The 12,632-nt window shown below is 72.9% G+C and carries 10 protein-coding genes; 6 read left to right on the top strand and 4 right to left on the bottom strand.

Features of this window, described 5'->3' with window-relative positions; all coding sequences use genetic code 11:
- Positions 1 to 12: 12 nt before the first annotated feature.
- Complete coding sequence (locus ACIBQ6_RS04365; protein ID WP_358293041.1) at positions 13 to 1,005, top strand: aminoglycoside phosphotransferase family protein; 993 nt, start codon at positions 13 to 15, stop codon at positions 1,003 to 1,005.
- Here ACIBQ6_RS04365 and ACIBQ6_RS04360 read toward each other — a convergent pair.
- Complete coding sequence (locus ACIBQ6_RS04360; RefSeq protein WP_358293044.1) at positions 952 to 3,195, bottom strand: M64 family metallopeptidase; 2,244 nt, start codon at positions 3,193 to 3,195, stop codon at positions 952 to 954. The genes ACIBQ6_RS04365 and ACIBQ6_RS04360 overlap by 54 nt on opposite strands.
- A gap of 77 nt (positions 3,196 to 3,272) precedes the next feature.
- Between ACIBQ6_RS04360 and ACIBQ6_RS04355 the strand changes: the two genes are divergently transcribed.
- The 4 genes from ACIBQ6_RS04355 (at position 3,273) to ACIBQ6_RS04340 (ending at position 7,919) form a co-directional block, all read left to right on the top strand.
- On the top strand, positions 3,273 to 4,220 hold the full coding sequence (locus ACIBQ6_RS04355) for a LysR substrate-binding domain-containing protein (RefSeq protein WP_397210199.1): 948 nt from the start codon (positions 3,273 to 3,275) through the stop codon (positions 4,218 to 4,220).
- A gap of 94 nt (positions 4,221 to 4,314) precedes the next feature.
- Positions 4,315 to 5,511 carry an FAD-dependent oxidoreductase gene (locus tag ACIBQ6_RS04350; protein WP_358293049.1) on the top strand — a complete coding sequence of 399 codons (1,197 nt, stop codon included), beginning with the start codon at positions 4,315 to 4,317 and terminating at the stop codon, positions 5,509 to 5,511.
- Positions 5,512 to 5,579: 68 nt separating this feature from the next.
- Entirely contained in the window at positions 5,580 to 6,917 is a 1,338-nt protein-coding gene (locus tag ACIBQ6_RS04345) for a class II 3-deoxy-7-phosphoheptulonate synthase (protein ID WP_352351730.1), read from the top strand.
- A gap of 234 nt (positions 6,918 to 7,151) precedes the next feature.
- On the top strand, positions 7,152 to 7,919 hold the full coding sequence (locus tag ACIBQ6_RS04340; protein WP_358293052.1) for an SAM-dependent methyltransferase: 768 nt from the start codon (positions 7,152 to 7,154) through the stop codon (positions 7,917 to 7,919).
- A gap of 109 nt (positions 7,920 to 8,028) precedes the next feature.
- Here the strand turns inward: ACIBQ6_RS04340 and ACIBQ6_RS04335 are convergent, their stop codons facing one another.
- Complete coding sequence (locus ACIBQ6_RS04335; RefSeq protein WP_358293054.1) at positions 8,029 to 8,880, bottom strand: LysR family transcriptional regulator; 852 nt, start codon at positions 8,878 to 8,880, stop codon at positions 8,029 to 8,031.
- A gap of 26 nt (positions 8,881 to 8,906) precedes the next feature.
- On the opposite strand from ACIBQ6_RS04335, the gene ACIBQ6_RS04330 reads away from it, so the two are divergent.
- Complete coding sequence (locus tag ACIBQ6_RS04330; protein ID WP_397210196.1) at positions 8,907 to 10,349, top strand: MFS transporter; 1,443 nt, start codon at positions 8,907 to 8,909, stop codon at positions 10,347 to 10,349.
- Here the strand turns inward: ACIBQ6_RS04330 and ACIBQ6_RS04325 are convergent.
- Both ACIBQ6_RS04325 and ACIBQ6_RS04320 read right to left on the bottom strand, forming a co-directional pair.
- Positions 10,315 to 10,689 carry a thioredoxin family protein gene (locus ACIBQ6_RS04325; RefSeq protein WP_352351738.1) on the bottom strand — a complete coding sequence of 125 codons (375 nt, stop codon included), beginning with the start codon at positions 10,687 to 10,689 and terminating at the stop codon, positions 10,315 to 10,317. The genes ACIBQ6_RS04330 and ACIBQ6_RS04325 overlap by 35 nt on opposite strands.
- Before the next feature lie 150 nt (positions 10,690 to 10,839).
- Positions 10,840 to 12,537 (bottom strand): ExeM/NucH family extracellular endonuclease, encoded by a 1,698-nt coding sequence (locus ACIBQ6_RS04320; RefSeq protein WP_397210194.1) that lies wholly within the window; start codon positions 12,535 to 12,537, stop codon positions 10,840 to 10,842.
- Positions 12,538 to 12,632 lie beyond the last annotated feature (95 nt).

Below are 12,632 nucleotides of genomic sequence, written 5' to 3'. Positions count from 1 at the left end.
AAGGGGCCTCGCGTGGACAGCAGGACCAAGCGCCGCTTATCGCCCGCCGAGCTCGACGCGCTGGCCAGACGGGCCGTGGGGGCCGGTGTCTTCACGGCCGTCGAGCTGACCGACGGCTACGCCAACGCCGTGTGGCGGCTGACCCTGGAGGACGGCCGCGAGGTGGTGCTCAAGCTCTCCCCCTCGCCCGACCTCGACCAGCTCAGCTACGAGCGCAACCTGCTGCGCATGGAGGCCGCCGCCTACGAGCTGGCCGCCGCGGCGGGCGTGCCGATGGCCGAGCTGCTGGTGGCCGGGTTCGACGACCCGGTGCTCGGCGGCGACTACCTGATGCTGACCGCGCTCGACGGCGTCTCCTGGAACGACGTCAAGCCCGAGGGCGAGCAGGCGCTGCGCCGGGAGCTCGGCCGCCACCTGGCCGCCTTCAACGCGGTGACCGGCGAGGTGTTCGGCTACCCGCACGCCGGGATCGTCGGCTCGACCTGGCGGGAGGCGTTCCTGGCCATGGCGGGCGCGCTGCTGGCCGACACCGAGCGCTACCCGGCGCCGCTGCCCCGCCCGGCCGCCGAGATCATGGCGGTCTTCGAGCGGGCCGCGCCGGTGCTGGACGAGGTGACCACGCCGTGCCTGGTGCACTTCGACGTGTGGGCCGGGAACGTGTTCCTCGACCTGACCGGCGAGCCGCGCATCCAGGCGATCATCGACCACGAGCGGGCGTTCTGGGGCGACCCGATCGCCGAGTTCGTCACCCCGACGATCTTCGACGAGCTGCGCGAGGACGACCCGCTGCTGGCCGGCTACCGCGAGGTGACGCCGCTGGAGCTGACCTCCTCGGCCCGCGTCCGACTGGACCTGTACCGCGCCTACCTCTACCTGATCCTGCTGGTGGAGAACGGACCCCGGCAGTACCCGGAGTCCGAGTACGCCAGGGTCCGCGATCTGGCCGTCAGCTCACTGACGGACGTCCTGGACCGCCTCGTACGGCTTCCCCTTGACGCCCGCTGACAGCTTGCCGCACTGACCGCCGCCCGCGCCGTTCACCTGGTTCGGCACGCCGAGGTCGGCCGGCCCGGGGGTGTTGCCGGTGCAGGCGAGCGCGCCCTTGACCGTGGCGCCCGACAGGATCGGCGCGGTGTTGCCGGTGAGCACGGCCGCGCCGCGCAGCTCGGCGCCCACGACCGTGAGCCGGCCCGCGCCGGTGACGCTGAGCGCGCCGTCCACGCGCGTCCTGATCAGGTGCACGGCGGCGGGCCCGGCGGCGGTGAGCGTGCCGCTGATCCGGCCTCCGTCGGTCACCAGCGAGGCGCCGGCCTTGACCGTGACCGGGCCGGTGACCTGGGCGTCCTTCAGGCAGGTGACGCCGTCGGCCACGGTGAGCGGGCCCCGGTGCGCGCCGGTGACCGTGCGGTCGCAGGCGGGCGGCGGGGCGATGGTGGTGACGGTGAAGCTCTTGGCCTGCCCGTAGTTGCCGGCGGCGTCGATCGAGCGGTACTCGACGGTGTGCCGGCCGCGCGGCAGCTTGCCGTAGACCAGGGAGTCGATGACGGTGCCCTGCTCGGTGAACGTCCAGGGCAGCTCGGAGGAGGTGGGCCAGCCGAAGTAGTTGAACCAGCCGTCGCCGTCCACCCGGGACTCCGAGACCACGTAGCCGTCGCGGTCGTCGTCGCCGGTGAGCTTCATCGTGAACGGGCCGTTGTAGACGTAGGTGTCGCCGGAGCGGGCGAGCGGCTCGGACAGCTCGTACCCGGTGGTGGGCGCGGCGGCGTCGACCTGCCAGGTCAGCGTGGTGGCGCCGAGGGTGGCGGTGAGGGTGTGGGCGCCGGGCGCCAGGTCTGCCGCGCCCAGGTCGAACTCGGTGCCGGTGCCCGCCGGCCGGCCGTCCAGCGCCCAGGCGACGGCGGGGACGGACGCCGCCGGGTGGGTGGTCTCGACGTACACGACGGCCTCGCGTCCGGCCGGGCGGTCCGTCGGCGTGGACGACACGACGGCGGCCTGGACGCCGTCGGGCGGCGTGGTGAGCGTGGTGTCCACGGTCCAGGTGCGGGTCCGGCTCATGGCGGTCCGGATCGCCGGGTCCCGGACGAACTCCGTGGGGTCGGCGACCGTGGCCGTGACCGTGTGCGTGCCCGCGGCCAGGCCCAGCGTGCGCAGGTCGAGGACGTCGGCGTCGCCGGGCAGGTTCTTGCCGTCCACGGCCCAGGTGGTGGTCAGCGAGTGCCCGGCCGGGCGCATCGGCTCGACCCAGAGCACCCGGTCGGCCCCGACGGGCGCGGCGGTGGGCGTGGAGTCCTGGATCAGCGTGGTCTTGGCGGTGATGCGCTGGGTCATGACCTCGCGGCTGACCTGGTCGAAGTAGTAGCCGAGGGTCTTCATCATGGAGTGCCTGCTCGGCCGCCACACGCCGCTGGTGTAGTACAGGCCGCCCTCGTAGCGGGCGATCGGGCCGCCGGACTCGCTGTCCTCGCCCAGCCACCGCCACCACTTGCGGCGCTGGTCGAGCATCTGCTGCTCGGTCAGCAGGCTGTGGTGCGCGCTGGAGGGCTCGGAGCCGCCGTAGGTCCCGCCGGGGACGCCGCGCTGGTAGTAGTCGTACTCGTCCTGCAGGCCGCCCAGGGAGTGGCCGAGCTCGTGCGGGCTGATCAGGGCGGACATGGAGTTGCTGCCCGAGGCGGTGGCGTAGCTGCCGCCCGCGCCGCCGTAGGTGCCGCTGTTGGCCAGGGCGAGGATCTGCCGGTTGCCCGACGTCGTCCCGGTGACCAGGTTCGCGAACCGGGTGGCGGCGGAGTTGTCCATGGTGATCAGTCGCTGCACGCTGCCGGGGTTGCAGCCGCCCCAGAAGCCCATGCTCAGCGGGGTGGTACGGCGGGGCGCGTCCAGGCCGGGGTCGCAGCTCACGCCGGACTCGCCCGAGACGATGTCGATCCGGTAGACGTTGATGTAGTCGCGGTAGGTCTTGAACGGCTCGATCGACCACATCACGTTGAGGTGCCGGTCCACGTCGGCCCGGAACTTCGCCTGCTCGGCCTCGGTGTAGCCGTCGCCCATGACGATCAGGTTGAACCGCTTGGCCGGGGCGCCGGTGACCTGGACCGGCACGACCGTGGCCGCGCCGGGCCCGTCGGCGGCCGCCGACGCATGGGCGGATGGGACATATAGGACGGCGGCGGCCAGTACCAGGGCCGCGAATCTACGCATGTCATGCACTATCGGCCCGATAGATCCGGCAGTCTCATCCCATAAGGGCATAACTCCGGAGTGATAGCTTCTGCGGGATGCAGCTCGAACTGAGACATCTCAGGACGCTGCGCGCCATCGCCGACCACGGCAGTGTGACCAGGGCCGCGGCGGCGCTCGGCGTCTCCCAGCCCGCGCTCACCGCCCAGCTCGGCCGGATCGAGCGCCTGCTCGGCGGGGCGGTCTTCACCCGCGACCACCGCGGCGTGGCGGCCACCGCGTTCGGGGAGTTCGTGCTGGCCAGGGCGCGGGTGGTGCTCGCCGGGGTGGACGACCTGCTGGCGGCGGGGCCGTACGAGCTGGCCGGGCAGGCGATCCGGGTGGGCGGCTTCGAGAACCCCGTCGTCGTGCCCCTCGTCGCGAACCTGGCGGGCGCGCTGCCCGAGGCCCGGATCACGCTGCAGACCGAGCACTACGTCCGGGTGCTGGTGGACATGGTGGCCAACGGACGGCTCGACGTGGCGCTGGTGGCCGACTACCCCGACCACGAGCTGCGGCTCGGCCCGGCCATGGGGATGGGCGTGGTGGCGGTCGAGCCGGTGTTCGTGGCGCTGCCCGCCGCCCATCCGCTGGCCGGGCGTACCGAGGTGGAGCTGGCCGAGCTGGCGGGCGAGCCGTGGGTGCTGCCGCCGCCCGACGGGATGGGCTGGCCGGAGCACCTGCTGGAGGCGTGCCGGCGGGCCGGGTTCACGCCACGCGGGCGGTACCAGCTCGTGGAGGCCGGGGTGCGGCGGGAGCTGATCGCGGCCGGGCACGCGGTGTCGGCCTGCCAGGCGCTCTACGACCCGGGCGAGCGGGTGTCGGTGCTGCCGCTGCGCGGGAACCCGCTGTGGATGCGTCAGGTGCTCATCTGGCGGTCGTCGTTCGCCGCGCACGCGCCGGCGCTGCTGGACAGCGCCCGGGCGGCCCATGCCGCCGTGGCGGCCCGCAGCCCGGTCTACACCGCCTGGACCGCCCGCTACGGCCGCCCGCCCCTCCCCTCCTGACCCCACCCCCTCCCACCGCCCCTCCGGCACGCCGAGGGGCGCGGGGGGTTGCTCATTTCCGGGGACGTGGCACAATCTCATTGGGTGATGAATTATGACTTGTGTGATAGCCGGAGGCGGTCCCGCCGGGGCCGTGCTCGGACTGCTGCTGGCCAGGGCCGGCGTCGAGGTCACGCTGCTGGAGAAGCACGCCGACTTCCTGCGTGACTTCCGCGGCGACACGATCCACCCCTCCACCCTGCGCGTGCTGGCCGAGCTCGGCCTGGCGGAGGACTTCCTGAAGCTGCCCCACCGCAAGGCCCACGAGCTGCGGCTGGTGACCGACACCGGCGACATCAGGCTCGCCAGCCTGCGCGGCCTGCCGGGCGGCTACGACTACATCGCGTTCGTGCCCCAGTGGGACTTCCTCAAGCTGGTCACCACGGCCGCGAGCGCGTACCCGAACTTCCGGCTGCTGATGAACGCCGAGGCCCACGACCTGATCCGCGAGGGCGGGGCCGTGCGCGGGGTGCGTTACCGCGACCCGTCCGGCGAGCACGAGCTGCGGGCCACGCTGACCGTGGCGGCCGACGGGCGGCACTCGGCGCTGCGCGCCCGCGCCGGCCTGGTCCCCCAGGACCTGCACGCGCCGATGGACGTGGTCTGGTTCCGCCTGCCCCGGCACGACGACGACCCCGACGACACGTTCCTGCGCATCTCCAGCGGCCACATGATGGTCGCCATCAACCGGGAGACCTACTGGCAGCTCGCCTACCTGATCCCCAAGGGCGGCTTCGGGCGGCTGACCGGGCAGGGCGTCGACGCCCTCAGGCGGCCGGTGGCCACGCTGCTGCCGTACCTGGCCGACCGGGTCGGGCAGATCGAGGGCTTCGACGACGTCAGCGTGCTCACGGTCGCGCTCAACCGGCTGCGCCGCTGGCACCGCCCGGGGTTCCTGTGCATCGGGGACGCCGCGCACGCCATGTCGCCGGTGTTCGGGGTGGGCATCAACCTGGCCGTCCAGGACGCGGTGGCCGCCGCCAACCTGCTGGCCGCGCCGCTCGCCGCGGGCCTGCCGATCCCGGAGTCCGTCCTGCACCGGCTGCAGCGGCGGCGCATGCTGCCCACGCGGGTCACCCAGGCGGCCCAGCGCCTGGTGCAGAACCAGGTGATCACGCCGGCGCTGGGGCGGCGGTTCGACGCGTCCAGGATGCCGCGTGACCTCACCAGAATTCCGCTGTTCAACCGGCTGCCGCGGCGTTTCATCGGCCTCGGGGTGCTGCCTGAGCATGTGAAGTCTCCCGAAAGCTGATAAATGCATTCTCACAACGTGGACAAGAGGGTCGGTGGGGCCGGGTCAGTGGAATACCCTCGTATCTCGTGAGCAGCAATCTCGTGGATCTCGATTCCTGGCGAGCCCTTCCCGCGGCCCAGCAGCCCGACTGGCCCGATCGCGGTGAGCTCGACAAGGTCGTCGCCGAGCTCGGCGGCCTGCCCCCGCTCGTCTTCGCCGGCGAGTGCGACCAGCTCAAGAGGCAGCTGGCGGCCGTCTCGCGCGGAGAGGCGTTCGTCCTGCAGGGCGGCGACTGCGCCGAGACCTTCTCCGGCGCGACCGCCGACAACGTGCGCAACAAGCTCAAGACGTTGCTGCAGATGGCGATCGTGCTGACCTACGCGGCGAAGGTGCCGGTCGTGAAGATCGGCCGGGTGGCGGGCCAGTTCGCCAAGCCGCGGTCGAAGGGCACCGAGATCCGCGACGGCGTGGAGCTGCCGGCCTACCGGGGCGACATGGTCAACGGGTTCGAGTTCACCCCCGAGTCGCGCGAGCCCGACCCGTGGCGGCTGCTCAAGGCGTACCACTCCTCGGCGGTGACGCTCAACCTGGCGCGCGCCTTCACCAAGGGCGGCTACGCCGACCTGCGCCAGGTGCACGCCTGGAACCAGGACTTCGTGGCCGAGTCGCCCGCCGGGCGCCGCTACGAGCAGCTGGCCCGCGAGATCGACCAGGCGCTGGCCTTCATGCGGGCCTGCGGGGCCGAGCCCGAGGAGTTCCACACGGTCGAGTTCTACTCCTCCCACGAGGCGCTCATCCTCGACTACGACCGGGCGCTCACCCGCATCGACTCGCGCACCGGCCTGCCCTACGACGTCTCGGCGCACATGGTCTGGATCGGCGAGCGCACCCGCCAGCTCGACGGCGCGCACGTCGACTTCTTCGCCGGCATCCGCAACCCGATCGGCGTCAAGCTCGGGCCGACGACCTCGCCGGAGGAGGCGCTCGCGCTGATCGAGAAGCTCAACCCGGACAACGAGCCCGGCCGGCTCACGTTCATCACCCGGATGGGCGCGTCCAAGATCCGCGAGCACCTGCCCACCCTGGTCAAGGAGGTCACGGCCGCCGGCGCCCAGGTGGCCTGGATCTGCGACCCGATGCACGGCAACACCTTCGAGGCGCCGAGCGGGCACAAGACGCGCCACTTCGACGACGTGCTCGACGAGGTGGCCGGGTTCTTCGAGGTCCACCGCGCGCTCGGCACCCACCCGGGCGGCATCCACATCGAGTTCACCGGCGACGACGTCACCGAGTGCGTGGGCGGCGGCCACGAGATCGTCGAGGGCGACCTCGGCACCCGCTACGAGACGGCCTGCGACCCGCGGCTCAACCGCGGCCAGTCCCTCGACCTCGCCTTCCGCGTGGCCGAGCTCTACCGGGGCTGAGCTCTACCAGGGCTGGGCTCTACCAGGGCTGAGCTCTACCAGGGCTGAGCTCTACCAGGCTGGGCGCTACCAGGGCTGGGCCGTGCCGCTGAGGGCGGGGGCCGCCCTGGGTGAGCCGGTTCCGCGCGGCGCGGGTTCGTGACGCGCGCCGCGCGGACAACCGAACCGAATTCCAGTGCGGGCGGGGTCGGCGAGGCTATGATCACCCGAAGGACCGAAATTTCGGGAGAAATCGTGGACAGTGCCCCCGAGGGGGTCGACCCCAACGTCCCCAACGTCGCGCGGATGTACGACTACTACCTCGACGGCAAGGACAACTTCGCGGCCGACCGCGCCGCGGCGGAGCAGATCCTCAAGGTGTTCCCCAACACCAAGGAGGCCGCCCGCGCCAACCGGGCGTTCCTGCAGCGGGCCGTCCGGCATCTGGTGGACTCGGGCGTACGGCAGATCGTCGACCTGGGCGCCGGGCTGCCGACCCAGGGCAACACGCACGAGATCGCGCCCGAGGCCCGCGTGGTCTACGTCGACTACGACTCGGTGGTGTGCGTCCACGGCCGGGCGCTGCTGGCCCGTACGGACAACGTCGACATCCTGCAGGCCGACATCCGCGAGGTGGACGCCCTGCTGGACAAGCTGGGCGCGCTGATCGACTTCGACCAGCCGGTGGCCTTCCTCATGCTGGCGATCCTGCACTTCATCCCCGACGAGCAGGCCCACCCCATCGTGGCCCGGCTGCGCGAGGTCAGCGCCCCCGGCAGCCACCTGGTGATCAGCCACGCCATCGACGCCAGGCCCGACACCACCCCGCAGGCGCTGGAGGTCTACAACCAGGCCACGGCCGCGCTGAGCCTGCGGACCGACAAGGAGATCCTGACCTTCTTCGAGGGCTACGAGCTGGCCGACCCCGGCCTGGTCTTCCCCCAGGACTGGCGTCCCACCGAGCCGCCCGCCCTGACGAACGGCACCGACGTCGGCTACGTCGGCGTCGCCCGCAAGCCCTGACGGACGGCCGGATCGCGGCCCCCGGTCCGGGCCGCGGTCAGGGGCCCGGTCAGGGGCCCGGTCAGGGGCCCGGTCAGGGGCCCGGTCAGGGGCCCGGTCAGGGGCCCGGTCAGGGCAGGGCCGCCAGGAGGTGTCGCACCCGGGCCGTCGGCGGCCCGGCCGGCACGGCGAGGTACGTGCGCACCTCGGGCTCGTCCAGGCCGGCGTAGGCCACGCCGCGGATCGGCGGCAGCTCGTCGAAGACCGGGTAGAACAGCGTCCACGACGGCGGGCCCGAGGCCAGGTCGATGAGCGTGTCGTGCAGGCCGGTGAAGGCCGGGCCGCGCGGCGGGTCCACGCCCGCCCGCGCCAGGGCCCCGGTGACCAGGTCGTGGAAGGGCGGGTTGCGCTCGCGGGGGGCGAGCCGTACGGGCAGCTCGCCCAGCTGGGCGAGGCTGAGCGTGCCGGAGCCGGCCAGCGGATGGGCAGCGGGCAGCGCCACGACCAGCGGCTCGGTCCAGGCGGGGAAGAACTCCAGGCCGGGCGCGGCGTCCACCAGACGCACCAGCGCGGCGTCCAGGTCGCCGGAGCGCACCGCCGCCAGCCGCTCGGCCAGCCCCTGTTTGGCGAGCCGGACCCGCAGGCCGGGGTCGAGCCGGTCGAGCATCGGGTACAGGCGGGTGCCGGGCGCGGCGGACACGCCGAGCCGCAGGGTGGCCTCGGCCAGATGGCCGGTGACCGCCCGGCGGGCCCGTTCGGCCGCGGCGAGCACCTCGCGGGCCTCGGGCAGCAGCCGCTCCCCCGCCTCCGTCAGCCGCACGTGCCGGGTCGACCGGTCGAACAGGCGGGCGCCCAGCTCGCGTTCCAGCCTGCTCACCTGCTGGCTGACCGCGGGCTGCACGATGTGCAGCCGCTCGGCGGCCCGGCCGAAACCGCCCTCGTCGGCGACGGCGACGAAGTAGGCGAGCTGCCGCAGCTCCACTGTGTCTCCATTCATCATGATCTGTGATGACTGTCCAGGAGAACGTCTCCTGGTTCGCCCGCTCTTCCCGCGATGGACTGGCCGACATGAACGGGAGTGGATCGATCGGGATCAGGCTGGGCGCGCTCTTCGGCCCGGCCGTGTTCGGCGTCACGGCGGCCGGGGTCGCCCTGCCGGACGTCGCCGCCGCACTGGGGGCGCGTCCTGGCGCGGTGGTGTGGGTGCTGACCGCGCACGCGCTGGCGCTGGGCATCGGGACGGCGCTGTTCGGGCGTCTGTCGGACGCGTGGGGGGTGCGCCGCACCCTGCTGCTCGGCTCGGCGGTGCTGGCGCTCGGGGCGCTGGCCTGCCTGGTGGCGCCGTCGCTGGGCGCGCTCGTGGCGGCGCGGGCGGTGCTGGCGGCCGGGTCGGGCGCGCTGTCGGCGGTCGCGCTGAACCTGGCGGCGACGGCCGAGCCGGAGCGCCGTCAGGCGGTGCTGGCCTGGTTCGGCAGCGCCATGGCGGTGTTCTCGGCGGGCGCGACGCTGGCCGGCGGGCTGGTCACCCAGGCGTTGTCGTGGCGGCTCACGCTCGCGCTGCCCGCGCTGGCGCTGGTGGCGGTGCCGTTCTGCCTGCCGGTGGCGCGGCGGGCGGGGTCGGGCGGCCGGGTGGACGTCGTGGGCGCGGGGCTGCTGGCGGCGGGCGTGTCGGCGTTCCTCGTGCTCGTCCAGTCGGCCAACCTGGGGCTCACCTGGCCGGTCGCGGCGCTGGCCGGGGCGGTGGCGGTGCTCGCGGGGGCCGCGCTGGTCCGGCGCACCCGTACGGTCGCGGGCGGGTTCGTCCCGCGTGACCTGCCGGCCGACCGCGTCTTCCGCGGGGCCGCCCTCATCGGCGTCGGCGTGTACGGCGGCCTGTTCGCCACCATGTGGGCCGCCCCCCAACTCCTGGCCGGGGTGCACGGGTGGAGCGTGCCGGCGATCGGCGCCTGGCTGCTGCCGGGCGCGCTGGTGGGCGTGGTGCTGGCCAGGATCGCGGGCACCCGGTCGTGGCTGCTGCCCGCGGTGGCCGCGGCGTTCGCGCTCTGCCTGGTCGCGGCGGGGCTCGCCGGAGCGCTCACCGGCGGGCAGCACGGGCACGGCGGGCCGGCGGGATGGGCCGCGGTGCTGCTGGTGGTGGCCGCCTCGCTCGGGTTCCCGGCGTTCTCGCTGGCGCAGGTGGTGATCACGGCCCGGATGTCGGCGAGCTTCCCGGTGGAGCGGCGCGGCGGCGCGATGGGCCTGCTGAACCTGACGTTCTTCGTCGGCGGCGGGATCGGGCTGGGCGTGGCGGGCGCGTTGTCACGCCTGGCCGGGCTGCCCGGCACGCTCGTGGTGATCGCGCTGTTCCCGCTGGCCGCCGCCCTGGCGCGGGCCGGGCGACGCGAGGGCCCCGCCGTGCCGGCGGGGCCTGCCGGGGTCAGTTCTGCTCGGCGTTCTTCAGCTCCTCGCTGAGCTCGGCCCGGATCGCGTCCATGTCGAGGGCGCGGACCTGGCGGATCAGGTCCTCCAGGGCCGGGGCCGGGATCGCGCCGGCCTGGGCGAAGACCACGATGCCGTCGCGGATGGCCATCAGCGTGGGGATCGAGGTGATGTCGAAGCCCTGGGCGAGCGCCTGCTCGGCGTCGGTGTCGATCTTGCCGAAGGTGATGTCGTCGTGCTTGTCGGAGGCCGCCTCGAAGATCGGCCCGAACTTCTTGCACGGCGGGCACCACGTCGCCCAGAAGTCGAGCAGCACAATGCCCTTGTCGGCGATGTCGTTGAAGTTCTTCTCTGTTACTTCGATGGTCGCCACAAGTGGCTCCTCGCTCTTCGGTGAAATTGCAACCGTGTCAACCACGTACCCCCCACCAGCATTCCATGCCCTGAGGGCCCGCAACCCCGCTGCGGCGGGCGATCCGGAACGCCGGAAGGCGCGGCCCGCGGGCCGCGCCTTCCGCACGGGTCAGCGGCCGCCGGGCAGGGTCAGGCCGATCACCAGGGGGTCGTGGTCGGAGGAGCGGTAGGCGTCCGGCTGGTAGAGGCCGGGCGGGTTGAACTCGGTGTTGTAGTCGCGGATGCGCGGCTCGTCGGAGTTGATGTGCCAGATCGTGGTGCTGGTCACCCGCTTGAGCAGCTGCTTGCCGGCGAAGGCGTGGTCGAGCTCGCCGGCCAGGCCGTCGAACAGGTAGCTGTAGCGCTGCGCCTGCGGCACGAACCGCTTGGTGAGGCTGGTCAGGCCGCCGGCCTCCAGCGTGTCGATCGGGTCCTCCTCGCCGTAGGCGTTGAGGTCGCCGAGCACCAGCGGGTTGGGCAGGTCCTGGTCGCCGATGATGCCGAGCAGCGCCTGCGCCTGCTTGACGCGGGTGGGGTTCCAGCAGCTCTGGCCGTCGCCCTGGTCGGCGTCGGGGCCGTCGGCCGGGCAGCTGCCCTTGGACTTGAGGTGGTTGACGATCATGGTGAACGGCTGGCCGCCGCCCTTCCTGCGGAAGGTCTGGATCAGCGGCGGACGGCTGAAGACCGGGTCCTGGGAGGCTCTGGTCTCGCCGACCGGGGTGAGCTTGCCCGGCTTGTAGATCAGGCCGACCTGGATGAGGTCCGTGCCGGGGTAGGGGTGGCTGAGCGCCGCGTACGTGCCGGCGCCGACCTCGGCGTTGACGGCGTCCACGAGCGCCTGCAGCGCGGTCTGGCCGTTGTTCTCGACCTCCATCAGGGCGACCGCGTCGGCGTCCAGGCCCTTCAGCGCGGCCACCAGCTTGGCGAGCTGCCGCTGCTGCTCGCCGGCGTTGCTCGCGCCGCGCGAGCCGATGGTGGTGAACCAGTTGAGGGTGTTGAACGAGGCCACCTTCACGTTGCCCACCACCGGGAAGGGGCGCGGCGTGCGCGGGTTGGCGTCCAGGTAGGCGATGGGCTGGGTGGGCTGGAGGCGGTACTCGCCGAAGCCGTACCCGAGCACGCCGGTGACGCCGGCGGCCACGGTGCCCGCCCGCGTGACGGGCGGCAGCGTCGCCGGGTTCTCCCGGTTGGAGCCGTCGTCGATGAGCAGCGAGCGGCGCGTGTCGGCGGCGGGGTCCACGCCGGGCCGGTCGGTGGGCTGGTACAGCCGGCCGTGCGCCGACACCGTGACCTCGCCGAAGCGGCCCAGGTTGTAGTTGTCGTCCACGGTGAGCGGCTGCGGGAAGGTGAGCAGCATGTTCTCGACGGCCTCCAGGCCGTCCGCGGCCGGGGGCAGCGTGTACGGCTGCGCCGCCACGCTCCCGGTGCCGCAGACGTCCACGGCGGTGACCGGGGACAGCTCGGTCCAGCCGTTGAACTCGGTGGCCTTGCCGGTGACCAGGACGCGGTCGCCGGTCTTGACGTCCTTGACGGACTCGCGGGCGAAGACGAACAGGCCCTCGGAGGTCCTGGGGTCGGCGTCCGGCCGCGGGTCCTGGAGGAAGAAGCCGCTGAGCTGGTCGGTCCGCTGGAAGTCGCCGGTCACGATGCCTTCGACCCGTACGGTCTGGCCGGTCAGGGGGCCGGTGTCGCCGCTGCCCTGCACCTCGGCGACGCGGCGGTCGGCCGGGGTGTCACAGGGCGCCGCCGCCGTGTCGGCGATGGCCGGGGTGGCGGTCAGGGCGCCCGCCACGAGGGCAGCGAGTGCTGCTCGGGATAAAACGCGCATGACCGGCACTTTAGAGGGATTATTGACCGCATATTTCCACACAAAAGTGGATAGAACATTAAATCATCGAACCTTGACATCGGCGGCACGCGGGT

This window comes from Nonomuraea sp. NPDC049655, assembly GCF_044465465.1.
Taxonomy (GTDB): domain Bacteria; phylum Actinomycetota; class Actinomycetes; order Streptosporangiales; family Streptosporangiaceae; genus Nonomuraea.
This window is presented reverse-complemented; position numbering and strand designations above follow the sequence as displayed.

What these genes read in the sequence shown, in the direction of transcription:
- ACIBQ6_RS04360 (WP_358293044.1), bottom strand. Translation starts at nt 3,195, where the DNA reads ATGCGTAGATTCGCGGCCCTGGTACTGGCCGCCGCCGTCCTATATGTC.
- ACIBQ6_RS04355 (WP_397210199.1), top strand. Translation starts at nt 3,273, where the DNA reads ATGCAGCTCGAACTGAGACATCTCAGGACGCTGCGCGCCATCGCCGAC.
- ACIBQ6_RS04350 (WP_358293049.1), top strand. Translation starts at nt 4,315, where the DNA reads ATGACTTGTGTGATAGCCGGAGGCGGTCCCGCCGGGGCCGTGCTCGGA.
- ACIBQ6_RS04330 (WP_397210196.1), top strand. Translation starts at nt 8,907, where the DNA reads ATGACTGTCCAGGAGAACGTCTCCTGGTTCGCCCGCTCTTCCCGCGAT.
- ACIBQ6_RS04320 (WP_397210194.1), bottom strand. Translation starts at nt 12,537, where the DNA reads ATGCGCGTTTTATCCCGAGCAGCACTCGCTGCCCTCGTGGCGGGCGCC.